This window comes from Ralstonia sp. 25mfcol4.1 (assembly GCF_900104095.1).
In the GTDB taxonomy this organism is placed as follows: domain Bacteria; phylum Pseudomonadota; class Gammaproteobacteria; order Burkholderiales; family Burkholderiaceae; genus Cupriavidus.
Genome location: NZ_FNJO01000001.1, coordinates 349,486 through 373,450, shown reverse-complemented (window position 1 = coordinate 373,450; position 23,965 = coordinate 349,486). Strand labels below are relative to the sequence as shown.

Annotated in this window: 24 protein-coding genes and 4 tRNA genes; 20 read left to right on the top strand and 8 right to left on the bottom strand. The window is 63.5% G+C overall.

Annotated elements, in window-relative coordinates; all coding sequences use genetic code 11:
- The 10 genes from BLQ58_RS01655 (at position 1) to nagZ (ending at position 9,853) form a co-directional block, all read left to right on the top strand.
- Positions 1–1,494, top strand: coding sequence for a DegQ family serine endoprotease (locus BLQ58_RS01655; protein ID WP_092594262.1), 1,494 nt, complete (start codon positions 1–3; stop codon positions 1,492–1,494).
- Between the two features lie 270 nt (positions 1,495–1,764).
- A complete protein-coding gene (lepA, locus tag BLQ58_RS01650; protein WP_092594261.1) occupies positions 1,765–3,558 on the top strand; it encodes a translation elongation factor 4 in 1,794 nt (597 codons plus the stop codon).
- Positions 3,559–3,621: 63 nt separating this feature from the next.
- Positions 3,622–4,521, top strand: coding sequence for a signal peptidase I (gene lepB / locus BLQ58_RS01645; RefSeq protein WP_092594260.1), 900 nt, complete (start codon positions 3,622–3,624; stop codon positions 4,519–4,521).
- 51 nt (positions 4,522–4,572) lie between these two features.
- Complete coding sequence (locus BLQ58_RS01640; RefSeq protein ID WP_092594259.1) at positions 4,573–4,965, top strand: DUF4845 domain-containing protein; 393 nt, start codon at positions 4,573–4,575, stop codon at positions 4,963–4,965.
- Between the two features lie 4 nt (positions 4,966–4,969).
- Positions 4,970–5,740 (top strand): ribonuclease III, encoded by a 771-nt coding sequence (rnc, locus tag BLQ58_RS01635; protein WP_092594258.1) that lies wholly within the window; start codon positions 4,970–4,972, stop codon positions 5,738–5,740.
- On the top strand, positions 5,737–6,675 hold the full coding sequence (gene era / locus BLQ58_RS01630; RefSeq protein ID WP_092594257.1) for a GTPase Era: 939 nt from the start codon (positions 5,737–5,739) through the stop codon (positions 6,673–6,675). The genes rnc and era overlap by 4 nt, the downstream gene beginning before the upstream one ends.
- A 5-nt stretch (positions 6,676–6,680) precedes the next feature.
- On the top strand, positions 6,681–7,562 hold the full coding sequence (gene recO / locus BLQ58_RS01625) for a DNA repair protein RecO (protein WP_092594551.1): 882 nt from the start codon (positions 6,681–6,683) through the stop codon (positions 7,560–7,562).
- Between the two features lie 27 nt (positions 7,563–7,589).
- Positions 7,590–8,372 carry a pyridoxine 5'-phosphate synthase gene (pdxJ, locus tag BLQ58_RS01620; RefSeq protein ID WP_092594256.1) on the top strand — a complete coding sequence of 261 codons (783 nt, stop codon included), beginning with the start codon at positions 7,590–7,592 and terminating at the stop codon, positions 8,370–8,372.
- Entirely contained in the window at positions 8,369–8,797 is a 429-nt protein-coding gene (acpS, locus tag BLQ58_RS01615) for a holo-ACP synthase (protein ID WP_092594255.1), read from the top strand. The genes pdxJ and acpS overlap by 4 nt, the downstream gene beginning before the upstream one ends.
- A 6-nt stretch (positions 8,798–8,803) precedes the next feature.
- The gene (nagZ, locus tag BLQ58_RS01610) at positions 8,804–9,853 is read left to right on the top strand and encodes a beta-N-acetylhexosaminidase (RefSeq protein WP_092594254.1); all 1,050 of its coding nucleotides are present in this window, start codon (positions 8,804–8,806) and stop codon (positions 9,851–9,853) included.
- An 80-nt stretch (positions 9,854–9,933) separates the two neighbouring features.
- Here the strand turns inward: nagZ and efp are convergent, their stop codons facing one another.
- Both efp and earP read right to left on the bottom strand, forming a co-directional pair.
- Positions 9,934–10,494, bottom strand: a complete 561-nt coding sequence (gene efp, locus BLQ58_RS01605; protein ID WP_066730964.1) for an elongation factor P — start codon at positions 10,492–10,494, stop codon at positions 9,934–9,936.
- 134 nt (positions 10,495–10,628) lie between these two features.
- Entirely contained in the window at positions 10,629–11,780 is a 1,152-nt protein-coding gene (gene earP / locus BLQ58_RS01600) for an elongation factor P maturation arginine rhamnosyltransferase EarP (protein WP_092594253.1), read from the bottom strand.
- 166 nt (positions 11,781–11,946) lie between these two features.
- Between earP and uvrC the strand changes: the two genes are divergently transcribed.
- From uvrC to ybaL, 6 genes are all read left to right on the top strand, one after another.
- Positions 11,947–14,025: an excinuclease ABC subunit UvrC gene (gene uvrC / locus BLQ58_RS01595; protein WP_092594252.1), complete on the top strand. Its 2,079-nt coding sequence runs from the start codon at positions 11,947–11,949 to the stop codon at positions 14,023–14,025.
- A 138-nt stretch (positions 14,026–14,163) separates the two neighbouring features.
- Positions 14,164–14,763: a CDP-diacylglycerol--glycerol-3-phosphate 3-phosphatidyltransferase gene (gene pgsA / locus BLQ58_RS01590; RefSeq protein WP_092594251.1), complete on the top strand. Its 600-nt coding sequence runs from the start codon at positions 14,164–14,166 to the stop codon at positions 14,761–14,763.
- A 180-nt stretch (positions 14,764–14,943) separates the two neighbouring features.
- A tRNA-Gly gene (locus BLQ58_RS01585) sits at positions 14,944–15,019 on the top strand.
- A gap of 83 nt (positions 15,020–15,102) precedes the next feature.
- Positions 15,103–15,178 (top strand) — tRNA-Gly (locus tag BLQ58_RS01580).
- A gap of 122 nt (positions 15,179–15,300) precedes the next feature.
- Positions 15,301–15,374: transfer RNA gene (locus BLQ58_RS01575), tRNA-Cys, on the top strand.
- Positions 15,375–15,760: 386 nt separating this feature from the next.
- The gene (ybaL, locus tag BLQ58_RS01570; RefSeq protein ID WP_092594250.1) at positions 15,761–17,005 is read left to right on the top strand and encodes a cation:proton antiporter domain-containing protein; all 1,245 of its coding nucleotides are present in this window, start codon (positions 15,761–15,763) and stop codon (positions 17,003–17,005) included.
- On the opposite strand, the gene BLQ58_RS01565 is transcribed toward ybaL, so the two are convergent.
- Positions 16,993–17,922: a LysR family transcriptional regulator gene (locus tag BLQ58_RS01565; RefSeq protein ID WP_092594249.1), complete on the bottom strand. Its 930-nt coding sequence runs from the start codon at positions 17,920–17,922 to the stop codon at positions 16,993–16,995. The genes ybaL and BLQ58_RS01565 overlap by 13 nt on opposite strands.
- Before the next feature lie 103 nt (positions 17,923–18,025).
- Between BLQ58_RS01565 and BLQ58_RS01560 the strand changes: the two genes are divergently transcribed.
- Positions 18,026–19,117, top strand: a complete 1,092-nt coding sequence (locus tag BLQ58_RS01560) for a YeiH family protein (RefSeq protein WP_092594248.1) — start codon at positions 18,026–18,028, stop codon at positions 19,115–19,117.
- 42 nt (positions 19,118–19,159) lie between these two features.
- On the opposite strand, the gene BLQ58_RS01555 is transcribed toward BLQ58_RS01560, so the two are convergent.
- Positions 19,160–19,246: transfer RNA gene (locus BLQ58_RS01555), tRNA-Leu, on the bottom strand.
- 181 nt (positions 19,247–19,427) lie between these two features.
- On the opposite strand from BLQ58_RS01555, the gene BLQ58_RS01550 reads away from it, so the two are divergent.
- The 3 genes from BLQ58_RS01550 to BLQ58_RS01540 all read left to right on the top strand — a co-directional run bounded on the left by BLQ58_RS01550 (position 19,428) and on the right by BLQ58_RS01540 (position 20,974).
- Positions 19,428–19,772: a hypothetical protein gene (locus BLQ58_RS01550; RefSeq protein WP_092594247.1), complete on the top strand. Its 345-nt coding sequence runs from the start codon at positions 19,428–19,430 to the stop codon at positions 19,770–19,772.
- Between the two features lie 316 nt (positions 19,773–20,088).
- Positions 20,089–20,355 carry a hypothetical protein gene (locus BLQ58_RS01545; RefSeq protein WP_092594246.1) on the top strand — a complete coding sequence of 89 codons (267 nt, stop codon included), beginning with the start codon at positions 20,089–20,091 and terminating at the stop codon, positions 20,353–20,355.
- Positions 20,356–20,566: 211 nt separating this feature from the next.
- Positions 20,567–20,974, top strand: coding sequence for a heme-binding protein (locus BLQ58_RS01540; protein ID WP_092594245.1), 408 nt, complete (start codon positions 20,567–20,569; stop codon positions 20,972–20,974).
- 241 nt (positions 20,975–21,215) lie between these two features.
- Here BLQ58_RS01540 and BLQ58_RS01535 read toward each other — a convergent pair whose 3' ends face one another.
- The 4 genes from BLQ58_RS01535 to BLQ58_RS01520 form a co-directional block, all read right to left on the bottom strand.
- A complete protein-coding gene (locus BLQ58_RS01535; protein WP_092594244.1) occupies positions 21,216–21,563 on the bottom strand; it encodes a hemin uptake protein HemP in 348 nt (115 codons plus the stop codon).
- A 283-nt stretch (positions 21,564–21,846) separates the two neighbouring features.
- A complete protein-coding gene (locus BLQ58_RS01530; protein WP_092594243.1) occupies positions 21,847–22,260 on the bottom strand; it encodes an ExbD/TolR family protein in 414 nt (137 codons plus the stop codon).
- A gap of 31 nt (positions 22,261–22,291) precedes the next feature.
- Positions 22,292–23,023 carry a MotA/TolQ/ExbB proton channel family protein gene (locus BLQ58_RS01525; protein ID WP_092594242.1) on the bottom strand — a complete coding sequence of 244 codons (732 nt, stop codon included), beginning with the start codon at positions 23,021–23,023 and terminating at the stop codon, positions 22,292–22,294.
- A gap of 50 nt (positions 23,024–23,073) precedes the next feature.
- Complete coding sequence (locus BLQ58_RS01520) at positions 23,074–23,730, bottom strand: energy transducer TonB (RefSeq protein WP_092594241.1); 657 nt, start codon at positions 23,728–23,730, stop codon at positions 23,074–23,076.
- Positions 23,731–23,965: the final 235 nt, after the last annotated feature.

Here is a 23,965-nt window from a genome sequence, read left to right as displayed (position 1 = left end):
ATGATTTCCAGATCCCCCGCCCTCGCGCGGGCCATGGTCATGGTGGCCATGCTCGTGCTTGGTCCGGCCGTTTCCGAAGTGGGCCACGCCCAGGCGGCGGCCTCGAATTACAACCTGCCCGATTTTACTGACCTCGTCGAGAAGGCCAGTCCGGCGGTGGTCAATATCCGCACCACCGAACGGGTCCGGTCGCGGGGCGGCAATTCCCCCGAAGACGATGAGATGGCGGAGTTTTTCCGTCGTTTCTTTGGCGTGCCGATGCCCGGCCAGCCGACGCCACCGCGCCGCGGCCAGCCGCAGACCCCGCCCCAGGGCGAGGAGCAGAGCCGTGGCGTGGGGTCGGGGTTCATCATCAGCCAGGATGGCTACGTGATGACCAACGCTCACGTGGTGGCTGACGCCGAGACGATCTATGTCACGCTGCCCGACAAGCGCGAATTCAAGGCCAAGCTGATCGGGTCCGACAAGCGCACCGACGTGGCGCTGCTCAAGATCGAGGCCACGGGCCTGCCGCGTCTGGCACTGGGCGATTCCGACAAGATCCGCCCCGGCGAATGGGTACTGGCCATCGGCTCGCCGTTCGGCCTGGACAACAGCGTGACCGCTGGCATCGTATCGGCCAAGGGTCGTGATACGGGCGACTATCTGCCGTTCATTCAGACCGATGTGGCGGTGAACCCCGGCAATTCGGGCGGCCCGCTGATCAACCTGCGCGGCGAGGTCATCGGCATCAATTCGCAGATCTACAGTCGCAGCGGCGGCTACATGGGCATTTCGTTCGCGATTCCGATCGACGAGGCGATGCGCGTGACGGAGCAGCTCAAGGCGAATGGCAAGGTCACGCGTGGCCGTATTGCCGTGGCGATCAGCGATGTGTCGAAGGAAGCCGCCGATTCGCTGGGCCTGGGTCGGGCCCGGGGCGCATTGGTGGGCAGCGTCGAGCCGGGCGGTCCGGCCGAGAAGGCGGGCATCGAGGCCGGCGACATCATCCTGAAGTTCAACGGTCGCGATATCGAGAAGGCTTCGGATCTGCCGCGCATGGTTGGCGATACCAAGCCGGGCACGCGGGTGCCGTTGCAGGTGTGGCGCAAGGGCCAGACGCGCGAGGTGCAGATCACTGTTGCGGAGCTGGAGCCCGACAATGCCAAGGTTGCGGCGCGCAAGGGCGACCGGAAAGGCAATAGCGGCGGCGAGGATCAGCCTTCAGCCAAGCCCAATGCGCTGGGCCTGGTCGTCAACGACATCCCCGAAGCGCGCCTGCGCGAGCTCAAGGTCAAGTCTGGCGTGGAAGTCGATACGGCGGACGGTCCGGCCGCGCGTGCCGGCATCCGTCCGGGCGACATCATTCTCCGCCTGGGCGACACGGATGTGACGGGGGCACGTCAGTTCAACGATCTGGTCAAGTCCCTGGACAAGAACCGGATGGCCGCGGTGTTCGTGCGGCGCGGCGATGCCACCCAGGTGCTGACCCTGCGTCCGAGCCAGAGCCGCTAAGCCATTGCGTGGCCATCAGGGCCGCCCGAAGGTCAACGAAGGTCGACTGATCGCGCCGGATGCCCTCCGGCGCGATCGTTTTTTGGCAAGGTGCAGCAATCGCCATGCCGAAGTGCGCCGATTCACGGCGCGCAAAGGCATTTCGCGCGACGGAAGTCCTTGAAAATCCGGTAAAATCGCGGATTGGCGCAAAAACCGTGCGCCCCACTTTTTGCCGCGCCCGCGCCATTCTGTCATGCCGGGCTGCGCTGGCGTTTTCCAGATCACTAGATGGACCATATTCGTAATTTCTCGATCATTGCCCACATCGACCACGGCAAATCCACCCTGGCCGACCGGATCATTCAGCGCTGCGGCGGGCTGTCGGATCGGGAAATGGAAGCGCAGGTGCTTGATTCGATGGACATCGAGAAAGAGCGCGGCATTACCATCAAGGCCCAGACCGCGGCGCTGAGCTACAAGGCTCGCGATGGGAAGGTCTACAACCTGAACCTGATCGACACCCCGGGACACGTGGACTTCAGCTACGAAGTCAGCCGGTCGCTGTCGGCCTGCGAAGGCGCGCTGCTGGTGGTGGATGCGTCGCAGGGCGTGGAAGCGCAGACCGTGGCCAACTGCTACACCGCCATCGAACTCGGTGTGGAAGTGGTGCCGGTGCTCAACAAGATCGACCTGCCGCAGGCCGATCCGGACAACGCCAAGCAGGAAATCGAGGAAGTCATCGGCATCGACGCCAGCGACGCCACGCCGTGCTCGGCGAAGACCGGGCAGGGCGTGGAAGACGTGATCGAGGCTCTGATCGCCAAGGTGCCGCCGCCCAAGGGTGATGCCGACGCGCCGCTGCAAGCGCTGATCATCGATTCGTGGTTCGATAACTACGTCGGCGTCGTGATGCTGGTGCGCGTGGTCAACGGCACGCTGCGTCCCAAGGACAAGGTGCTGCTGATGGCCACGGGCTCGCAGCATCTGGTGGAACAGGTAGGCGTGTTCTCGCCGAAGTCGGTCCAGCGCGATGCGCTGACAGCCGGCGAGGTGGGCTTCGTGATCGCCGGCATCAAGGAACTGAAGGCTGCCAAGGTGGGCGATACGATCACCACCCTGGCCAAGCGTGCCCCCGAGCCGCTGCCCGGCTTCAAGGAAGTCAAGCCGCAGGTGTTCGCCGGCCTGTATCCGGTGGAAGCAAACCAGTACGAGGCGCTGCGCGAATCGCTGGAAAAACTGCGCCTGAACGACGCGTCGCTGCAATTCGAGCCGGAAGTGTCGCAGGCACTGGGCTTCGGCTTCCGCTGCGGCTTCCTGGGCCTGCTGCACATGGAAATCGTGCAGGAGCGCCTGGAGCGCGAATTCGACATGGACCTCATCACGACCGCGCCGACCGTGGTCTACCAGGTGCAGCAGCGCGACGGCACGATGGTCACCGTCGAGAATCCGGCCAAGATGCCCGATCCGAGCAAAATCGAGGCAATCCTGGAGCCGATTGTCACGGTGAACCTGTATATGCCCCAGGATTATGTGGGCTCGGTGATCACGCTGTGCACGCAGAAGCGCGGCTCGCAGATCAACATGAGCTATCACGGCAAGCAGGTGCAGCTTACCTATGAAATTCCGATGGCTGAAATCGTCATGGATTTCTTCGACCGCCTGAAGTCGGTGTCGCGCGGTTACGCGTCGATGGATTACGAGTTCAAGGAATATCGCCCGTCGGACGTGGTCAAGGTGGATATTCTGATCAATGGCGACAAGGTGGACGCGCTGTCTGTGATTGTTCACCGCTCGAATTCGCAATACCGCGGGCGCGAGGTGGCTGCCAAGATGCGCGAAATCATTCCGCGCCAGATGTACGACGTGGCCATCCAGGCCGCCATTGGCGCGAATATCATCGCGCGCGAAAACGTCAAGGCGCTGCGCAAGAACGTGCTGGCCAAGTGCTACGGCGGTGATATCTCGCGGAAAAAGAAGCTGCTCGAAAAGCAGAAGGCCGGCAAGAAGCGCATGAAGCAGGTGGGCACCGTGGAAATTCCCCAGGAGGCATTCCTGGCGATTCTGCAGGTCGACGAAAAGTAAATGCCTGCGCTCTGGCGATAACAAGCCGGCGATACCAACAAATCGACATCACTCCAAGCCGTCATGAATTTCGCACTGATCCTTTTTGTGCTGGTGGTCATTACGGGCATTGCCTGGGTTGCGGACAAGCTCGTATTCGAGCGTCAACGCCGCAGCGTGACGCAACTGGCGCTGGCCGAATTCGACGCCCAGCGCCAGCACATGCAGGCCGTGCCGGCCGGCACGGAGCTGGATCGCTCGCGCGCGAAGCTGGCGGAAGAGAAAATGCGCCAGCCGTGGTGGCTCGAATATTCGGCGAGTTTCTTCCCGGTAATCCTGGCGGTATTCGTGCTGCGATCGTTTGTCGTGGAGCCGTTCAAGATCCCGTCCGGGTCGATGATCCCCACGCTGCTGATCGGCGATTTCATCCTGGTGAACAAGTACGACTACGGTATTCGCCTGCCGGTGGTGAACAAGAAAATCATCGACGTGGGCGAGCCGCAACGCGGCGATGTCATGGTGTTCCGCTATCCGAAGGACGAGTCGCTTGACTACATCAAGCGCGTAATCGGTGTGCCGGGCGACGTGGTGCGTTACGAAAACAAGAAACTGACCATCAACGGCAAGCCCGCCGAATACAGCGCACTGCCCGACTATCTCGACGAGGAGCGTCTGGCATATTCGAAGCATTTCACCGAAAAGCTGCCGGGCGGCCCCGAACATGGCATTCTGAACGACACGGACAGGCCGGCCTTCGTTGCCGGCGCCGATCCGGATTTTCCGTTCCGCGAGAACTGCACTTACAATCAGCAGGGACTGACATGTAAAGTGCCGGAAGGTCACTATTTCGTCATGGGGGATAACCGTGACAACAGCCTGGATTCCCGATACTGGGGCTTCGTACCCGACAAGAATATCGTCGGCAAGGCCTTCATGATCTGGATGAATCTGGGCAATTTCGGGCGCGTAGGGTCGTTCAAATAAGCCGTTCACGGCACTACGCAGCGCAAAACACTCAATATAGAGGGCAGCGCGATGGGTCAGAAGGTTTTGGGTAAAAGGGGGGAAGTCCGCGTGTTTGTGATTCATAAGTCACGCGGATTTTCGTTGGGATCGATGCTGGTGGTGGTTGCACTGGTGCTGGCGGTCGCTTTGCCGGCATTGAAGTCGATTCCCAGCATGCTGGAATATTTCTCGGTCAAGCGGGCGACCAGCTACGCCAAGGACCGATCGAGCAACCGCAAGGACGTAGCGGCCAACTTCGACAGGCAGGCCCAGATCGACAATATCAGTTCGATCCGGGGCGAGGATCTGGACGTGAGCGAGGACGAAACCGGGCGCATTCGCTCGATCGGCTTCGAATACCGGACCGAAGTGAAGATCTATGGTCCGTTGAGTTTTTTGATTACCTACTCGGGAACGCAGTAAAGACATGACCCTCGACGCCTTGCAGCAACGTCTCGGCTACCGATTCAGCAAGCCCGAATTGCTGCAGCAGGCGCTCACGCATCGCAGTCATAGCGCACAGCACAACGAACGCCTGGAGTTTCTTGGCGATTCGGTGCTGAACTGTGCGGTGGCGGACATGCTGTATGGCATGTTCGGCAAGCTGGACGAGGGCGACCTGTCGCGCGTACGTGCCAATCTGGTCAAGCAGCAGGCGCTGTACGAGATCGCCCAGATGCTGCAGTTGTCGGACGCATTGCGTCTGGGCGAAGGCGAACTCAAGAGCGGCGGCTTCCGCCGGCCGTCGATTCTGGCGGACGCGCTTGAGGCCATCGTTGGTGCGGTATTCCTCGATAGCGGGTTCGACGCCGCCCGGGCGTTGATCCGCAAGCTGTATATCCCCATTCTGGAGCAGGTGGATCCGCGCACGCTGGGCAAGGATGCCAAGACGCTGCTCCAGGAGTACCTGCAGGGTCACAAGATTGCCCTGCCGCAGTACAACGTCATCGCCACGCACGGTGCGGCGCACAGCCAGCAATTTGAAGTCGAATGCATCGTGCCTAAACTGGAGGTGCGCGTGTTCGGCACCGGCGCGTCGCGCCGCGCGGCCGAGCAGGCGGCGGCCAAGCTCGCGCTGGACGAAGTCCAGAAGCTCGTGCCCCAGTTGCTCAAGCGCAGCCGTGCCGAGCGAACAGGCAAGACGCGCAAGCAGCCGGTGCCACCGGATCCCCAGTTGTCTCTCAGGTTGAAGGAATGACCGATTCTCTCCCTCCGCAGCAGGCTGCGGCGGAACCCTCAGGTGCCACGGCATTTCGCTGCGGCACCGTGGCCATTGTTGGCCGTCCGAACGTGGGCAAGTCCACGCTGATGAACGCGCTGGTCGGCCAGAAGATCAGCATCACATCCCGCAAGGCCCAGACCACGCGCCATCGTATCGTCGGTATTCAGACCACCGATGATGCGCAGTACGTGTTCGCCGACACCCCGGGTTTCCAGACGCGCCATGCCAGCGCATTGAACCGCTCGCTGAACCGCGCGGTGACATCGACGCTGTCGTCGGTGGATGTGGTGCTGTTCGTCGTGGAAGCCGGCTACTTCGGCCCCGATGACGAAAAGGTACTGACGCTGCTGCCGAAGAACGTGCCGGTGCTGCTGGTGTGCAACAAGCTCGACCGCATCGGCGAAGGCCGGTCGGAAGTGATGATGCCGTTCCTGGAACAGATGGGGCAGCGTTTTCCGTTCACGGAAGTGGTGCCGATGTCTGCCAAGACGCGCGACCACATCGACCGCCTGCTGGCCATCATCCGGCCCTACCTGCCGGAAGGCGAGCCGATGTACGACGTGGATGCGATGACCGACCGCAGCGAGCGGTTCCTGGCATCGGAAATCATCCGCGAAAAGGTGTTCCGCTGGACCGGCGACGAGCTGCCGTACACGAGCACGGTCGTCATCGACAAGTTCGAGACGGAAGGCCGGCTGCGCCGTATTTTCGCCACGATCCTGGTCGAGCGCGACGCGCACAAGGCCATGATCATCGGCAACAAGGGCAGCAAGCTCAAGCAGATCTCCACCGAGGCGCGCCTCGACATGGAAAAGCTGTTCGACGGCAAGGTCTACCTGGAAATGTGGATCAAGGTCAAGAGCGGCTGGGCCGACAACGAAGCCGGATTGCGCGCCTACGGCTACGAGTGAGCAAGATGCCTGACGTGCGCCGCGGCGCGCCGCGTGCGCGCAGTGCCGATCCGATTGCCGAGGAGGCCGCCGAGGTGCTGGAGTCGGGCGCCATTTCCGCGCTGAGCCCTGCGGTGGCCGCCGGGCGGGAAATGATGGACCGCGCGATGCGCATCGTGCCGGCGCGCTCGGAGTTGCGCGTCACCAACGAGGCGGGGTTCGTGCTCCATGCCTATCCCTATCGCGAAACCAGCCTGATCCTCGACGTCTTCACGCGCGATCATGGGCGCATGGCGATGGTCGCCAAGGGCGCCAAGCGCCCGCATTCGGCGTTGCGCGCCGTGCTGCAGCATTTCCATCCCATTTCGTTGTCATGGACCGGGCGCGGCGAGGTCAAGACGCTGACCAAGGCCGAGTACATGGGCGGCATGCTGCCGCTGGCCGGCGATGGGCTGCTGTCGGGCTTCTATTTGAATGAATTGCTATTGCGATTCTGCCCGCGCGAGGATGCGCATCCCGCGCTGTTCAAGCACTACATGATCACGCTGACGCGGCTGGCGCATGGCGAGCCGGCCAGCCTGGTGCTGCGCGGCTTCGAGCGCGTGCTGCTGCAGGAAACCGGCTTCGCGGTGGCGTTCGATCAATGCATCAAGACTGGCGAGCGCGTGCAGCCCGGTCTCGATTACGTGTACCAGCCGGAGCGCGGCGTACGGCGCGCGCATGCCAGCGATCCGTCGAGCTGGCCCGTGGTGTCGGGGCAGACGCTGCTGGACATGGCGCAGGACGACTACGGACGCGCACAAACGGTTACGCAAAGCCGCGCGCTGATGCGGTTCCTGCTGCATTATTATCTACAGGGCGAGCCGCTGAAAACGCGCCAGATCCTGATCGATCTGCAGTACCTTTGATTCCCATTTCCCTCTGAGCAACCCGGCATGATCTTCCACGCGAATCCCGGGGTCATCGACCTCGGCGTCAACATCGATCACGTTGCCACGCTGCGCAATGCGCGCGGCACTGTCTATCCCGACCCGATCCAGGCCGCGCTGCAGGCCGAGGAAGCCGGCGCCGACCTGATTACGCTGCACCTGCGCGAGGACCGCCGCCATATCCGCGATGCCGACGTGCGCGCGCTGCGCCCGAAGCTGGCTACGCGCATGAACCTCGAGTGCGCCATTACTGCCGAAATGCTCGACATCGCGTGCGAGATCAAGCCGCAGGACGTGTGCCTGGTGCCGGAAAAGCGCGAGGAAGTGACCACCGAAGGCGGTCTCGACGTGGCGGGCCATTTCGAGCAGGTCAGCGCGGCATGCCGCCAGCTGGCCGATGCCGGCATCCGTGTGTCGCTGTTCATCGACGCGGACCCCGATCAGATTGCCGCCGCAGCCGCGTGCAAGGCGCCGGTGATCGAGATCCATACCGGCGCCTATGCCGATGCCCACACGGCCGATACGCAGGAAGCGGAGTTCCAGCGCGTGGCCCAGGGCGTGATGGCTGGCCAGAAGCACGGCCTGATCGTCAACGCCGGCCATGGCCTGCATTACACGAACGTGCAACGCATCGCGGCGCTGCCGGGCATCAAGGAGCTGAACATCGGCCACGCCATCGTCGCGCACGCGGTGTTCGTCGGCTGGCAGAACGCCGTGCGCGAGATGAAGGCCATCATGGTGGCGGCGCGGCTTGGCACCCGTTATCCCGTGCCGGGGCAGGCGGCGTGATCTACGGCGTCGGCACCGACATCATCCAGATTGATCGCGTGCAAGGCGTGATGGATCGCACGCGCGGCCGGTTTGCCGAAAAGGTACTCGGCCCGCGCGAACTGAAGATCTATCACGCGCGCAAGGCGCGCTCCGAAAAGCGCGGCCTGGCGTTCCTGGCCACGCGCTTTGCCGCCAAGGAAGCCTTCTCGAAGGCGATCGGGCTCGGCATGCGCTGGCCGATGACCTGGCGCGCGATGGAATTGCTGAACCTGCCGTCTGGCGAGCCCACCCCGCAGTGCACGGGCGAGCTGGCCGAGTGGGTTCGGGAACGCGGCCTGACCATTCGGGTCAGTGTCAGCGATGAACATGAGTATGCGGTCGCCTTCGCGATCGCGGAGCGGACGGCTCAGCCCGGTCCGCTGCCTGAACCAGCCTCGAACTGAACCGATATGAACAATAAAGTGTCCGGCAAGCGTCCGGGTCCCGTGGTGCTCGACGTGGTGGGCAAGCAGCTCAATGCCGAAGACGAGCGCCGCATCGCGCATCCCCTGACCGGTGGCGTGATCCTGTTCGCGCGCAATTTCGAGTCGCGCGCGCAGCTGGTGACGTTGACCCGCGCGATCCGCAATGTGCGCGACGATGTGCTGATCTGCATCGACCACGAAGGCGGCCGCGTGCAGCGCGCCAAGACCGACGGCTTCACGCACCTGCCGGCCATGGCCAGACTGGGCCAGCTGTGGGACCGCGACGTGCTGACGGCCACCAAGGCGGCCATCGCCTGCGGCTATGTGCTGGCGGCCGAACTGCGAGCCTGCGATATCGACCTGAGCTTCACGCCGGTGCTCGACCTGGACTTCGGCCGCAGCGGCGTGATCGGCGACCGTGCCTTCCACGCCGATCCGCGCGTGGTCACGATGCTGGCCAATCATCTGACCCACGGCCTGCTGCTGGCCGGCATGGCGAACTGCGGCAAGCATTTTCCGGGGCATGGCTACGTGGAGGCCGATTCCCACGTGGCGGTGCCCGTCGACGAGCGCACGCTCGACGAGATCCTGGCACACGATGCCCGTCCGTATGACTGGATGGGGCCGGCGCTGGCCTCGGTGATGCCGGCACACGTGATCTATCCCAAGGTGGATCCGGCGCCGGCGGGCTTTTCGCACTTCTGGCTCCAGGACGTCCTGCGCTCGCAGCTGGGTTTCGAAGGCGTGATTTTCAGCGACGACCTCAGCATGGAGGGCGCCAGCGTTGCGGGCACCGTCACGCAGGGCGCCAAGGCCGCGCTCGACGCCGGTTGTGACATGGTCTTGATCTGCAACAACCCGGACAAGGCCGATCAGCTGCTTTCGGAGCTCGACACGTCGATTTCGAAGACGTCGCAGCGCCGTATCCGCAAGCTGTTTGGCCGCCGCAAGCCGCTGGACTGGAACAAGCTCGTGCAGGAGGGCGAATACCGTGCCGCGCTGCGTCTGCTGAAGGACCTGGATTTGGTCAAGTAAGGATCACGGCGCCCGGCACGCCGGGGACGACAAAAAGGGCAGCCGAAGCTGCCCTTTCTTATCGCGTGGCGCCGTGAAGCTTAGTTGGCGCGGCTGCGGTATTCGCCGGTACGCGTGTCGATTTCGATCTTGTCGCCGATGTTGCAGAACAGCGGCACTTGCAGTTCGAAGCCGGTGTTGATCTTGGCGCCCTTGAGCACCTTGCCCGACGAGGTGTCGCCCTTGACGGCCGGTTCCGTGTAGATGATCTCGCGGACCAGCGTCGTCGGCATGTCCACCGAGATGGCCTTGTCGTTGTAGAACACCACTTCCACAGCCATGCCGTCTTCGAGGTAGTTCAGCGCATCACCCATGCTGTCCTTCTCGACTTCGTACTGGTTGAACTCGGTGTCCATGAACACGTACATCGGGTCGGCGAAGTACGAGAACGTGCATTCGCGACGTTCCAGCACCACCACTTCGAACTTGTCGTCGGCCTTGAAGACCGATTCGCCCGGGGCGTCCGTCAGCAGGTTCTTGTACTTCATCTTGACAACGGCGGCGTTACGGCCCGATTTGTTGTATTCGGCCTTCTGAACCACCATCGGGTCGGAACCGATCATGAACACGTTGCCGACGCGGAGTTCCTGTGCGATTTTCATCTGAACTGTCTTCCTGAAAAAAATGGTCCGGGCACAAGGTAGGGGATAGCACCCGGAATTCGGTATGGCGAAGGCGCGCAGCCGGCAGTTTGTTCTTGGGCCTTGAAACTTGGCTCGCCATCAAAATCAACCGGCTATTTTACCTGATTTTCGCTAAAGGCCACGAGATTCGCTGCGAGGTCGCCCAAGTGCTGCAACTGCCGCTGCCAACGATCCATGCCGGCGGTCAGGGCTGGCAGTTGTGCCTGCAGCGCCGCCCAGTCGGGTGCCGCGCCGTAGCCGTTCCACGCATGGGAGAAAGCGATCAGCGCCGCGGATGCCTCGGGCGCCACTCCTGCCCGCGCAAAACGTGTCAGCCACGCGTCGAGCTTGATGTGGTGCGCCTGGTCGTCCTGCGGGTAGATGTGCCAGATCATCGGCCGGGCGGCCCAGTGGGCGCGCACGCAGGAATCCTCGCCGCGCACGAAATTGATGTCGCAAGCCCAGAGCAGTTCGTCGTAGTGTTCCTGGCGCACGAACGGGATGCCATGGAGGACGAGATTGCCGCGATGGTGAGTGGTGCCCGGCAGCGGCGCCGCGCCCAGCCATTGGCCGATCTGTGTCGCGGCCAGCCCCTGGGGAACGAAGCATTCGATGGGCGTGGCCCCGTCGCGCCATTGGTCGAGCAGGGCGGGCGTGGCCGGATTCTCATAGGCGAACAGGCTGACCTGCAGCGCCCCCGGCGTGGGCTGGACGCCGAGCCGGTGCCACAGCGTGGCCTGCGCGGCCGGGCTGGTGCGGAAGGCATCGCGCGAAGCGCCGATCATCGATTCGCGCAACAGGCCGCCCGTGCCGCGCGCAAAGCCCGGGAAGAAGAAGTACTTGGTCAGCGGCAGGCGCGGATGGGGCGACGCCATCGCGTGGTGCTCGCTGACCCAGTCCTCGGCACTCAGATATTCCAGATTGATCCAGACCGGCTTGCGCGGCGCGGCGGCCATGGCGGCCAGGAACGACTCGGGCAGGTGGCAGGCGAACGCCTCGATCACGACGTCGTGCGGCGCGGGGGCATCGAACGGGGCGTCCGGCTGCGGCGCCCAGCGCCGCACTTCAACACCGGCCAGGCGCTGGTGCGTGGCGGCCGGGTCGATTTCCGGTGCCAGCCGGGCAAAGCTGGCCAGGTCATCCACCCAGAGTCGGACCGCATGACCGTGCTCCTGGGCCAGCTGGCGCGCCAGCCGCCAGCAAACGCCGATGTCGCCGAAGTTGTCGATGATCGTGCAGAAAATGTCCCAGGAACGGATAGGCATGGCGCGGAGGGTTTGGCGAAGATACGACGAGGACCCGGCACGGGCGGCCGGCGTTCAGGAAGTCTTCCGGACGAATTGCTCTAAACTTGCGATTCTAGGCCAGCGCCCCGTGTGGGCGCATGGATGGCGCACCGATGGCGCCCCTTATTCGTCCAATCCGCCCGCGATGCCCGAGCAGGAACCCGTCCCCCAGACCGACCCCGTGATACCCGAATCCGACGCCGCCCCGATCGAGGTGCAGGCTCCGGAGCCCCCCGATGTGCCGGACTTCGATCCACGGCCGATCCTGGCGCGGATGCCGGGGCTGCCCGGTGTCTATCGCTATTTCGATGCCGATGGCAACGTGCTCTATGTGGGCAAGGCGCGCGACCTGAAGAAGCGGGTATCGAGCTATTTCAACAAGACGCAGTTGTCGCCGCGCATTGCCATGATGGTGGGCAAGATCGCGCGAATCGAGACGACCGTCGTGCGGACCGAAGCCGAGGCGCTGCTGCTTGAGAACAATCTCATCAAGGCGCTGGCGCCGCGCTACAACATCCTGTTCCGCGATGACAAGTCGTATCCGTTCCTGAAGCTGACCGGCCACAAGTTTCCGCGCATGGCGTATTACCGGGGCGCGACCGACCGCAAGCACCAGTACTTCGGTCCGTTCCCGAGTGCGCATGCGGTGCGCGAGAGCATGCAGATCCTGCAGAAGGTATTCCAGTTGCGCACCTGCGAGGACACGGTATTCAACAATCGCACGCGGCCGTGCCTGCTGCATCAGATCCACCGTTGTACGGCGCCCTGTGTGAACGCGATTTCGCAGGAAGACTATGCGCGCGACGTGGGCAACGCCGCGAGCTTCCTGCAGGGCCGCGAGACCGAGGTGCTAGAGGGTCTGCAGCAGAAGATGGAATCGCACGCGGTGCAATTGCAGTTCGAGCAGGCCGCCGCCGTGCGCGACCAGATTGGCGCGTTGTCGACGGTACTCAAGCGGCAGGCCGTGGAGGAGGTTGGTCAGGCGCGCGATATCGACGTGCTGGCCGTGGCCGTGCAGGGCGGCCGCGCCTGCGTGAACCTGGCCATGGTGCGAGGCGGGCGGCATCTGGGCGACAAGGCCTACTTTCCGGCCCATGCCGATGAAGCGGCGATGATCGTCGAAGAGAGCGACGACACCGCCGAGGCATCGGAAACATCCGAGGCGCCCCCCGGTGAGGCCGCAGCCGGAACCGCGTCTGCGGCCGACGCGGGCCCGTTGTCGGTCGATCGCATTGCCGCGCGCGTGCTGTCCGCCTTCATGATCCAGCACTATCTCGATCAGGCGCCCCCGCCGATCATCGTGGTCAGCCATCTGCCGGCCGACGGCGCGGTGGTCGAGGCGCTGTCGATGCAGGCCGGGCGCAAGGTCGCGCTGGTGCGGCAGCCTCAGGGACAGCGCAAGGTGTGGCTGGAAATGGCTGCGCAGGGCGCCGGCCTGGCGCTGGCCAGACGCCTGGCCGAGCAGGGCAGCCAGGAGGCCCGCACCCGCGCGCTGGCCGAAACCATCGGCCTCGACATGGAGGACCTGGCCATGTTCCGTATCGAGTGCTTCGATATCAGCCACACGGCAGGCGAGGCCACACAGGCGTCGTGCGTGGTGTTTCATCACCACGAGATGCAGAACAGCGAGTATCGGCGCTTCAATATCACCGACATCACGCCCGGCGACGACTACGCGGCCATGCGCCAGGTGCTGACGCGCCGCTACCAGAAGCTGGTCGAGCAGATTCAGGAGGATGGCGGCGATCCGAACGCCGCCGGCGCCGGGGGCGTGCCCCGCATGCCGCGCGTGGTGCTGATCGATGGTGGCAAAGGCCAGGTCGAGGTGGCGCGGCAGGTGTTCGAGGAGCTGGGGCTCGACATTGGCCTGCTGGTTGGGGTGGCCAAGGGCGAAGGGCGCAAGGTGGGGCTGGAGACGCTGGTATTCGCCGACGGGCGTCCGTCGCTGGAACTGGGGCAGGGTAGCGCGGCCCTGATGCTCGTGGCGCAGATCCGCGACGAGGCCCACCGCTTTGCCATCACCGGCATGCGCGCCAAGCGGGCCAAGGCACGCACCACGTCGCGGCTCGAAGAAATCGAAGGCGTGGGTGCGCGTCGCCGGCAGAAGCTGCTGACGCGATTTGGCGGCCTGCGCGGCGTGATGGCCGCCAGCATCGACGAGCTGGCCAGCGTGGAAGGCATTTCACGGGCGCTGGCCGAGGAAATCTACCGGCAATTGCACTGAAAGCCCGTCCCTGGCAGGTATTGGGCGGCTTTCGGCCCGAAATTAACGGGTTGAAGCCGAAATCGGCGACAATCGCGCAATCCGCCTTGGCGACCACATCGCAGACCAGCCAGATTCTGGCGCACGAACGCACCGCCCATGCCACTGAATATTCCCATCCTGCTGACCTGGCTTCGCGTGGCCATGATCCCGCTTGTCGTCGGGGTCTATTACCTGCCCGAGGCCTGGCTGCCGATGCATACCAAGAACGTGACGGCGGCGTCGTTCTTCATCATCGCGGCGGTCACGGACTGGCTGGATGGCTTTCTGGCGCGGCGCTGGAACCAGACCTCGGCTTTTGGCGCCTTCCTGGACCCGGTGGCCGACAAGCTGATGGTCACCGCGGCGCTGCTCTCGCTGCTGGCCCTGGGGCGCGTGGCCGACCTGATCGCGCTGGTCATCATCGGCCGCGAGATCACGATTTCGGCCCTGCGCGAATGGATGGCGCAAATCGGGGCGTCGAAGAGCGTGGCCGTGAACTTCCTGGGCAAGCTGAAGACCACCGGGCAGATGATTGCCATCCCGCTGCTGCTGTTCAATGACACGCTGTTCGGGCTGGATGCTTCGCTGCTCGGCACCCTGATGATCTACGTGGCGGCTGTGCTGACGCTGTGGTCGATGATCTACTACATGAAGCTCGCCTGGCCCCAGATACGCGAGCGCAGCGATGCGCTGACCGGGGCGCGAACACAAAAATGAAATTCCTTGCAAAAAGTTGTTGACGAGCCGGTTCTCTCTTTGCAATAATCTCGTTCTCGCTGCTGACGACGCAAACGAAAGCAGCAAGATAAGCGGTACTTAGCGCGAATTGCCAGCATAAAGCTGCGTAGTTAAAAGAAGTTGCGCGATAGTCTGCTTTTCGGTATGATGCAGGGCCCTGCGGGAGTAGCTCAGTTGGTAGAGCGCAACCTTGCCAAGGTTGAGGTCGCGAGTTCGAGACTCGTCTCCCGCTCCAGGTTAATGGCATCCGGTGACATGGCGATGTTGGTCAGGTCGGCGGAACGGCAGCGCGAGCTGCCACAGCAGTAAAAGTTGTACGCGGGAGTAGCTCAGTTGGTAGAGCGCAACCTTGCCAAGGTTGAGGTCGCGAGTTCGAGACTCGTCTCCCGCTCCAATCCCAAAGGGAAGCAACGCTTCCCTTTTTCTTTAGCGTGTTTAGCGGGGTTGCATCCCCGTCGCGGTGTCGGCAGTCACGACGCTCGCGGCGAATCCGGATACAATCCAGCATCGTCACCTGGCGGGGTGGCAGAGTGGTTATGCAGCGGCCTGCAAAGCCGTGTACGCCGGTTCGATTCCGACCTCCGCCTCCAGTTGCAAGCCGACGGCGCCCATGTGGCGCCGTTGTGTTTTCTGCGCCGGCATTCGCCGAACTTCCCCAGTTTTTTGCGATTCCTCTCATCTTGAGCGGGGTGGCTCGCGTGTTACATTACGTCATGCCGTACGCATCCGGGACGGCGCCTGGCGTGGCAAGCCACCTCGCGTAGTCGTATTCCGATGCACTCCCTCCTGCCGCGGCGCATGGCGAAATTGCGATGCACCCGCGGTCTGCGGCCGCTCTTCCCGTACCACCAGTAACGATCCAGGTGCCTTCCTGTCCGCGACATGCCACTGCGCATGATGCGCCGGCGGGACGGCGCGCGGGTGCGCCGGTGGTTCATCCAGATTATCGAGACAACCGGAAAGGAACCCCAGACGCATGCATCACGCCACTCCGCTTATCAGCACCATCGTCGGCGGTATCGTGCTGGCGTTCATTCTGGGAGCCATCGCTAACCGGTTCCGGCTGCCGCCGCTGATTGGCTACCTGTGCGCAGGTATCGTGGTGGGGCCGCACACGCCGGGCTACACGGCGGACCAGGCTCTGGCGCCCGAACTGGCGGAACTGGGCGTGATTCTGCTGATGTTCGGGGTGGGCCTGCATTTCTCGGTCAAAGACCTGATGGCCGTGAAGAGGATCGCGATTCCGGGCGCCATCGTCCAGATCGGCATTGCGACGGCGCTGGGCATGCTGGTGGCCTGGGGCTTCGACTGGCACTGGGGCCAGGGCCTTGTCTATGGGCTGGCGCTGTCGGTGGCCAGTACTGTGGTGCTGCTGCGCGCGCTGCAGGAGCGTGATCTGATCGAATCGCAACAGGGGCGCATCGCGGTGGGCTGGCTGATCGTGGAAGACCTGGCGATGGTGCTCACGCTGGTGTTGCTGCCGGCCATGGCCGGTCTGCTCGGTGGTGGCGCGGACGGCGAGGTCGCCGGGGCATCGGCGCCGACTACGATGGATGTGTTGGTCGAGATTTTCTCGACCCTGGGCAAGGTAGCGGCGTTCGTGGCCGTGATGATGGTCGTCGGCCGGCGCTTTATCCCGTGGATGCTCGAACGCATCGTGTGGACCGGCAGCCGCGAGCTGTTTCGCCTGGGCGTACTGGCCGTGGCACTCGGCGTGGCGTTTGGCGCCTATTCGCTGTTCGGTGTGTCGTTTGCGCTCGGCGCGTTCTTTGCCGGCATGGTGATGGCCGAATCGGAATTCAGCCATCGGGCGGCAGAGGAATCGCTGCCGCTGCGCGATGCCTTTGCCGTGCTGTTCTTTGTCTCGGTGGGCATGCTGTTCAATCCGATGGTGCTGGTGAACGACCCCTGGGGCGTGCTGGCGACGCTGCTGATTATCCTGGTGGGCAAGTCACTGGCCGCGCTAGGCATCGTGCGTGCGTTTGGTCATGACACGCGCGTCGGTCTGACGATTGCCGTAAGCCTCGCGCAGATCGGAGAGTTCTCGTTCATTCTGGCCAGCCTGGGCGTCTATCTCAATATCCTGCCCGAGCGCGGTCAGGCGTTGATTCTGGCGGGCGCGCTGCTGTCGATCCTGCTCAATCCCGTCATGTTCCATCTGCTTGACCGTTACACGGCACGCGCGGATGGCGAAAGGCAGCGCGATCCTCAGCCGGCCTGAGGGGACGGGAGCACTGGCGCGGAACCACGCAGGTATTCGGTAAAGGCCAGCAGGCCCTGCGTCGGAAACTTGTCCTGATGGACGACCAGTTGCAGCGGCCGGATCACGCGCGGCAGGCCGCTGCGCAGCGCCACCAGCTGACCACGCTCGATTTCATCGCGAACGACGTGAAGCGACAGGCAACTGACGCCGAAGCCGCTCATGACGGCGCGCTTGATGGCTTCCGCGTTGCCAAGCTCCAGCGCAAAGCGTAGCGCGCCGAGTTCCGGCACCAGACGGGCTTCGATGATTTCGCGGGTGCCCGAGCCGGGCTCGCGCACGATCCAGTCGGCTTCGCGCAACATGTCGTGCAGGTTTTCCGGGCGCTCAGCGGCCGTCGCCAGCGGATGGGACGGTCCGGCGACGACGACCATCTCATCGTCGCACCAGTGCATGCTGCGCAGGTCGCGCTCGTGGCTGGTGCCTTCGATCAGGCCGATATCGACTTCGAATTTCACCAGCGCCTGCAACACGTCGTGGGTGTTGCCGATGCGCAGGTCGAGGGCGCAAGGGCCGGTCTGGGCGTTGCGGAAGCCCGCCAGCAGCGCGGGCAGGATATAGCTGCCGATGGTGTTGCTGGCCGCGATGCGCAATTGCACGCCCCCTTCCGACGCAAACCGCTCCAGTTCATGGGCCTGATCCAGCAGCGACAGCGCGCGCGGGAAGAACTGGCGGCCGGCTTCGTTAATGGCAAGCCGGCGTGCCACGCGGTCGAATAGTGCCCCATTCAGCGCACGCTCGAGCTCGGCGAGCGATGCGCTGACTGCCGATTGCGACATCGCCAGCGACTCCGAGGCAGCAATCGTGCTGCCGTGCTGGGCGACGGCTACAAACACCTGCAATTGGCGCAGGGTCAGGCGGAGCGGGCGCTGTTCCATGTTCTATCGATATATCCGGTTACGCATAACGATATTACCCGTTTTACTGGTTAGCAACGGGTGCGTACGCTGCAAGGCATCGCACAAGAACCTGTTTGCTGCCATGTCTACGGCTCCTGCCCCACATTCGATTTCCGTCGCCATCGCGCCGTCCACGCTGACGCTGTGGCGCAAGCGCATCCTGACGCTGCTGCCGCTGGGCGCGGTTGCCTGGCTTGCCCAGGTGGTGGCCGATCATCCGGCCATCTCGCAATATGGCTTGTCGGCCCTGACACTGGCGATGTTCGCCGGCATGATCGCGGCCAACACCATGCCCAAGCACTGGCTGACGCCGCTGGCCCCGGGCATGCAGTTCGCGCGACATCACATGCTTCGTCTGGGGGTGGCGCTGTATGGCCTGCGCCTGACGTTCGGCGCCATCGCGGCGCTGGGTGTCGGCGGCATCGTCGTGCCGCTGATGATGCTGGTGGCCACGCTGCTGTTCGGTACCTGGGTCGGCTCGTCGTTCTTCGGCCTGAGCCGGCGCGAAGCCATCCTGGTGAGCGCGGGCAGTGCGGTCTGCGGCGCAGCAGCAGCCATCGCCGTGTCGTCGGTGGTGCGCACTGACGATCGTCAGACGGCTGTCGCCGTGGCGACCGTCGTGCTGTTCGGTACGGCCGGCATGCTGCTGTACCCGTGGATGTACGAACTGGCCACGCAACACTGGCACCTGGCGGTGAGCGAGCGCGCCTTCGGCATCTTCACGGGTGCCACGCTGCACGAAGTGGCGCAGGTGATCGCGTCGGGCAAGATGGTGAGCGATACCACGGCCGATGCCGCCGTGGTGGCAAAGATGGTCCGCGTGCTGGCCCTGGGGCCGCTCCTGCTGATCATGGCCCTGTGGCCGCGCACGAGCTGGTCGCAGGAATCGGGGGCCTCGCGCAACCTGAAGGGCCTGCTGCGTTCGGTGCCCTGGTTTGCGGTCGGCTTTGTCGCGGTGATGGCGCTGAACTCGGCGGCACTCGTGCCCGGCGAATGGAAGCCTGCGCTGACGGCGCTGGACAACTGGCTGCTGGCCTGCGCGATGCTCGCCATCGGCCTGCATACGCGGATTGGCGATCTGCTACGCGCCGGCCGCAAGCCGCTGGCACTGGCGGGCCTGCTGTTTGTCTTCCTGATGGTGGTGGGCGCTGCTCTTTGCGCGGTTCTGGTGTGAACGGCAAGGGGCGCCGAGCACCTGGATGAGAGCTGGAGAGTCTGGTGCGGCCGACGGGACTCGAACCCGTAAGCCCGGAAAGGCGGCAGATTTTAAGTCTGCTGAGTCTACCAATTTCTCCACGGCCGCACGGCAAGCCCGGTATTGTGGTGGCTTCGTCCGCAGGAAGCAAGCTGGACACGTCGCCCACGAGATGTGATCCGGCTGTTACCGGCGGTAACAATGTCGATACCACCGTTTCACCTGCAGGTTCGTGACCTCGTACAATAGCGAGTATCAGGATTCTTCCTAACTCCCAGAGAGCACGATCATGAAACGTTGGTTGTTCGCAGCATTCGGTGTAGCCGCCGCGCTGGCGTCGGGCGCTGCAATGGCGCGTGTGAACGTCGACGTGGCGATCGGTGTTCCGGGCGTTGTCGTGGGCGGTCCCGCCTATTATCCGCCGGCACCTGCCTACTATGCGCCGCCTCCGCCGGTGGTCGTGGCGCCGGCGCCTGTCTATTACGGCCCGCCGCCTGTGGTGGTTCGTCCGGCCCCCGTCTACTATGGCGCGCCGCGCTATTACGGCTATGGTGGCCCGCGCTATTACTATGGCCCGGGCTGGCACGGCCGCGGCTACTACGGTGGCGGTCGTGGCCACGGACATCACCACTGATCCGTGTGCCTTGCCGAAAGCCATTGAAAGCTGTTTGTCAGAAAAAGCCCCGATTCGGGGCTTTTTTTTTGCCGAGGCGATCTATTGCGTTCATCCCGGCAGATTTTTCCGGAACGCTTTGGTGGAACATTGCGCGTGTAGGTTCCCGCGAAATTTCGTCGCTCAAAGTTTTTGATGCGTAGCGTCAAGCGATCTGGATATTCTGCTAGGGGTTTTCCCCTAAACTGCCTCACGTGACGCCGCTCCCACAGCAACGCTCCCAGGATCACATGCTGATGGCGTGGCGCCCGTCGTCAAACAGAACAAGGGGATTCACATGGCACTCAAGAAACGTCTGGCGGCCGTCGCCGCAATAGGGGCGCTCGCCGCGCTCTCGACATCGGTGTTCGCCGCGCCGGTCAAATACGACATCTACAGCGGTGGCCAACGGGCTGTGGATACGCGTGACGTCTATACCGATGGCGCCCGTATCACCAATCGGGACGTGTACACCGATGGTGCGCGCGTGACCGGATCGCGCGATGTGTATTCGGACGGAGCGCGGGTGACTGACCGCCGCGACGCGTTCAGCGACGGCGCCTGATCGCTTCCCAGCACGCGAACAAGCAAGGCCCGCGATATCGGAGAGATATCGCGGGCTTTTTGTTTTCCGCGCCCGGTGCGGACCGGCAGCGACATGATCGTCAAGTCTTGCGGAGGTGAAGCAGTTTCACCTCGCAAGGCGCGGATTGCGTCATTTCGCGTGGAAGGGGCGCGATATACTGCAGCCTCAACCCTGAACGATGGAGAGAGGTATGCAGCAAAAGAGCGTACTGACGGCTGACGACGTGAAGAAGGTGCTGGTCGCCGCCGAGGCCGAAGCCGCGGCAAACAACTGGGCTGTCACGATTGTGGTCGTCGACGACGGTGGTCATCCGCTCGGCTCGATTCGCCTGGATGGCGTGGCCCCGATCTCGGCCTACATCGCCACGGAAAAGGCCCGTACGGCGTCGCTGGGCCGCCGCGAATCGAAGATTTACGAAGACATGATCAACAACGGCCGCTACTCGTTCATGACCGCCCCCGTGCTGCAAGGCATGCTGGAGGGTGGCGTGCCCATCGTGGTGAACAACCAGGTGGTGGGTGCCGTCGGTGTGTCCGGTGTGAAGTCGACCGAAGACGCACAGATTGCGCGCGCGGGCATCGCCGCTCTCGGCATCTGATCCCCGATGGCTCCCAGTCAGCGCCGCGCTGACTGGCGCAAAAAGCCCCGCAGGCGCAATGCCTGCGGGGCGGTATAAAAAGGTGGCATGGCTGGCATCGGCCGTTCAGGCAAGGATCTGGAAAGATCGCCTGGCAGGGAAGTCCGATCGTCTGGCTACTGCCCAACACCCGTTGGACGGGTGGTCCCCACAAAAGTCGTTACAGAGGAATCCGGCTGCCGTTCTGCGCCGGTCTTCCTGATTATTTGGTCAGGATCAGCTTGCCATAGCGCGTGACGCGCAGCGTATAAACGTCCCCGTTGTGCAGGATCGGCAGCGTCGTGGCGCCTTGCATGATCGCTTCGAGCGGCACGGCCGGGGCGTCGGCGTTGCTGGCGGGCGTCTGGCGCATGAATGCCTCCAGGCGGGCGGGCAGGGCGGCGACTGCCGACTTGACCGACTCCAGCGCGGCCGAGGCTGTCGACGAAGCGCCTGACGACGCAGCGGCCGTGTCACGGCGCGACTGCGGGGCAACCTCCACACGGCGCAGGGACAGGCGGCGGCGCGTGACTTCACGCGGTTGCGACAGCGGCAGGCTCAGGGTGCTCATGGTCTTCTCCGTTCGAAGTTCCGGTGGTCCGTCTGAAGACGGACAGTGGATGTCGGCTCGATCCGCACGCTGCGAATCACGATGAGAATATCTTAAATGAGAACCGTTATCATTACAAGCCTCTTCGCATGAAGTTACATCTGTGACGCAATCGTTGCTGCGGTGGTTGGGGGTACGGGTCGCCAGGAGGTGCGAGGCGAGTCGGACACCCATGCAAAAGGGCACCCGAAGGTGCCCTTTGCGGCGAAAACGAAGCGGCTACTGAGCGCCGGCCCAGGCCGGATCAGTGCTTCGGTTCCGTGATAAAGCCGATCTTGCCCAGCCCGCCGTGCTGCGCGGCGGCCATGACTTCGGCCACGCGCTCGTAGCGCACATCGCGGTCGGCGCGCAGGTGCAGCTCAGGCTGCGGCTGCAGTTGCGCGGCGTTCGCAATGCGCTGTTCCAACTGCGCCTGATCCACTTCTTCCTGGTTCCAGAACACCTTGCCTTGTGCATCGACCGAAACGTTGATGCTTTGCGGCTTGGCGTCGTTGGGCTGGTTGGTCGCACGCGGCAAGTCGATCTTGACCGCATGATTGATGACGGGAATCGTGATGATGAAGATGATCAGGAGCACCAGCATGACGTCCACCAGCGGCGTCATGTTGATCTCGCTCATCACCTCGTCATCGTCGCCGTCGAGAGTGCCGAATGCCATGATGCTTTCCTTCAGGCGCTATGAGTCGCGCTCAGTTCTTGACGGCCAGGCGCATCGACGCATCGTCGGAAGCGCGGTTGGCGGAGGTCGGACGCACACGGGCGCCGGTTACGAAGTAGGCGTGCAGGTCGTGCGCAAAACGGTTCAGCTTGCTGATCACGCCCTTGTTGCCGCGGCTCAGGGCGTTGTAGCCCAGCACGGCGGGGATGGCCACGGCCAGGCCGAAGGCCGTCATGATCAGGGCCTCGCCCACGGGGCCGGCGACCTTGTCGATGGTCGGCACGCCCGAGGCGCCGATGCCGATCAGGGCGTGATAAATGCCCCACACGGTGCCGAACAGTCCCACGAACGGTGCCGTGGAGCCCACCGAGGCCAGCACGGCCAGGCCCGATTGCATCCGGGCAACCGCTTCGTCGATCGAGCTCTTCAGCGACCGGGTCAGCCAGTCGGAGATGTCCAGCGCGTCATGCAGTTGCGGCTGGCTCGCGCGATGGTGCTGGGCGGCTTCCTTGCCGGTAACGGCAAGGGTGCGGAACGGATTGGCCTCGCTGGCACCCAGGGTGTCGAGCGCGTGGTCGAAATCGTCCGAGTGCCAGAAGCGCTTTTCCGCGCCTTGCGCCATCTTCTTGAGGCGAACCAGATCCCACGCCTTGGTGAGAATCACGATCCACGACAGCAGCGACATGATCAGCAGAATGATGGCGGTCGCGCGCATGACGAAATCGCCTTGCGACCAGAGGTGGGAGAGTCCGAGGTCCTGCATGGTGGTTCCTGAAAGTGTCAGTGTTTAGGGTATCGGAAAATTCCGGGAAATCAGTTCAGCTCGAATTTGATCGGTTGCTGCGCGGTGGCGGCCATGGCGCGTCCGTTCTCCATGTACGGCTTGCAGCGGATCGCCCTGGCGGCGGTCAGTGCGGCCTCGTCCAGGCGATCGGACCCGCTGGTCTTCGACACCACGGCCTTCACGACCTTGCCGGTCTCGTCGAAGTTCAGCCGGATGACGGCCTCGCCGGTCTCACCCATGCGCTGCGACTGGCGCGGATACACCGGCGCGGGTTGCGAGCATGCCATTTCGCCGATACCGACAGCACGCGGTGCGGCGTTGGTGGCGGTCGGCGGCGGTGCGGGCGGCTCCGGTGCCGGCGGGGCAGGCGGAGCGGGCGGCGCTTCGATGGCGTTCGGCGTCGGCGGCAGATTGGCGACCGGGGTCGGCGTCGGCTGCGGCTTGGGCGGAGTCGGACGCGGTGTTACGACTTTGACCTGCTTGGGCGGCGTAGGTTGTGCCTTGGGCGGTTCGGGGGCGGGCGGCTCGGGCTTCGGCTGCTCCATTGGGATGATGCGGGCGATGATCTCCGGGGCGATGACAGCTTCCGTCATCTTGCGGGCCAGCCCGCTCTGGATCAAATACAGCAGTCCGACATGGAACAGCAGGACCGCAACGGTGATCTTTAAAAATCGTTGATCGAACATGAGAGGAACGACAGGTGTCCGCCTGGCGGCACAATCACTTGCGGTAGAACAGGATCAGCGAGATTCCACATCCGACCAGCAGGCTCAATAGCAATTCCATGATGATAACGCTCCAAAGAAACACAGCTGAAAACCGGTTACAGGGGGAGCGCCACTCTTGGGCAGCGTATCAGCGGGATAGTATAAACGATAATGATTCTTATTTGTTGCGTATTGTGCAATGCGTGACGATATT

Bases quoted from the DNA above. Each gene is read 5' to 3' on its own strand.
- BLQ58_RS01655 (WP_092594262.1), top strand. From the start codon at position 1: ATGATTTCCAGATCCCCCGCCCTCGCGCGGGCCATGGTCATGGTGGCC.
- lepA (WP_092594261.1), top strand. From the start codon at position 1,765: ATGGACCATATTCGTAATTTCTCGATCATTGCCCACATCGACCACGGC.
- lepB (WP_092594260.1), top strand. From the start codon at position 3,622: ATGAATTTCGCACTGATCCTTTTTGTGCTGGTGGTCATTACGGGCATT.
- BLQ58_RS01640 (WP_092594259.1), top strand. From the start codon at position 4,573: ATGGGTCAGAAGGTTTTGGGTAAAAGGGGGGAAGTCCGCGTGTTTGTG.
- rnc (WP_092594258.1), top strand. From the start codon at position 4,970: ATGACCCTCGACGCCTTGCAGCAACGTCTCGGCTACCGATTCAGCAAG.
- era (WP_092594257.1), top strand. From the start codon at position 5,737: ATGACCGATTCTCTCCCTCCGCAGCAGGCTGCGGCGGAACCCTCAGGT.
- recO (WP_092594551.1), top strand. From the start codon at position 6,681: ATGCCTGACGTGCGCCGCGGCGCGCCGCGTGCGCGCAGTGCCGATCCG.
- pdxJ (WP_092594256.1), top strand. From the start codon at position 7,590: ATGATCTTCCACGCGAATCCCGGGGTCATCGACCTCGGCGTCAACATC.
- nagZ (WP_092594254.1), top strand. From the start codon at position 8,804: ATGAACAATAAAGTGTCCGGCAAGCGTCCGGGTCCCGTGGTGCTCGAC.
- efp (WP_066730964.1), bottom strand. From the start codon at position 10,494: ATGAAAATCGCACAGGAACTCCGCGTCGGCAACGTGTTCATGATCGGT.
- earP (WP_092594253.1), bottom strand. From the start codon at position 11,780: ATGCCTATCCGTTCCTGGGACATTTTCTGCACGATCATCGACAACTTC.
- uvrC (WP_092594252.1), top strand. From the start codon at position 11,947: ATGCCCGAGCAGGAACCCGTCCCCCAGACCGACCCCGTGATACCCGAA.
- pgsA (WP_092594251.1), top strand. From the start codon at position 14,164: ATGCCACTGAATATTCCCATCCTGCTGACCTGGCTTCGCGTGGCCATG.
- ybaL (WP_092594250.1), top strand. From the start codon at position 15,761: ATGCATCACGCCACTCCGCTTATCAGCACCATCGTCGGCGGTATCGTG.
- BLQ58_RS01565 (WP_092594249.1), bottom strand. From the start codon at position 17,922: ATGGAACAGCGCCCGCTCCGCCTGACCCTGCGCCAATTGCAGGTGTTT.
- BLQ58_RS01560 (WP_092594248.1), top strand. From the start codon at position 18,026: ATGTCTACGGCTCCTGCCCCACATTCGATTTCCGTCGCCATCGCGCCG.
- BLQ58_RS01550 (WP_092594247.1), top strand. From the start codon at position 19,428: ATGAAACGTTGGTTGTTCGCAGCATTCGGTGTAGCCGCCGCGCTGGCG.
- BLQ58_RS01545 (WP_092594246.1), top strand. From the start codon at position 20,089: ATGGCACTCAAGAAACGTCTGGCGGCCGTCGCCGCAATAGGGGCGCTC.
- BLQ58_RS01540 (WP_092594245.1), top strand. From the start codon at position 20,567: ATGCAGCAAAAGAGCGTACTGACGGCTGACGACGTGAAGAAGGTGCTG.
- BLQ58_RS01535 (WP_092594244.1), bottom strand. From the start codon at position 21,563: ATGAGCACCCTGAGCCTGCCGCTGTCGCAACCGCGTGAAGTCACGCGC.
- BLQ58_RS01530 (WP_092594243.1), bottom strand. From the start codon at position 22,260: ATGGCATTCGGCACTCTCGACGGCGACGATGACGAGGTGATGAGCGAG.
- BLQ58_RS01525 (WP_092594242.1), bottom strand. From the start codon at position 23,023: ATGCAGGACCTCGGACTCTCCCACCTCTGGTCGCAAGGCGATTTCGTC.
- BLQ58_RS01520 (WP_092594241.1), bottom strand. From the start codon at position 23,730: ATGTTCGATCAACGATTTTTAAAGATCACCGTTGCGGTCCTGCTGTTC.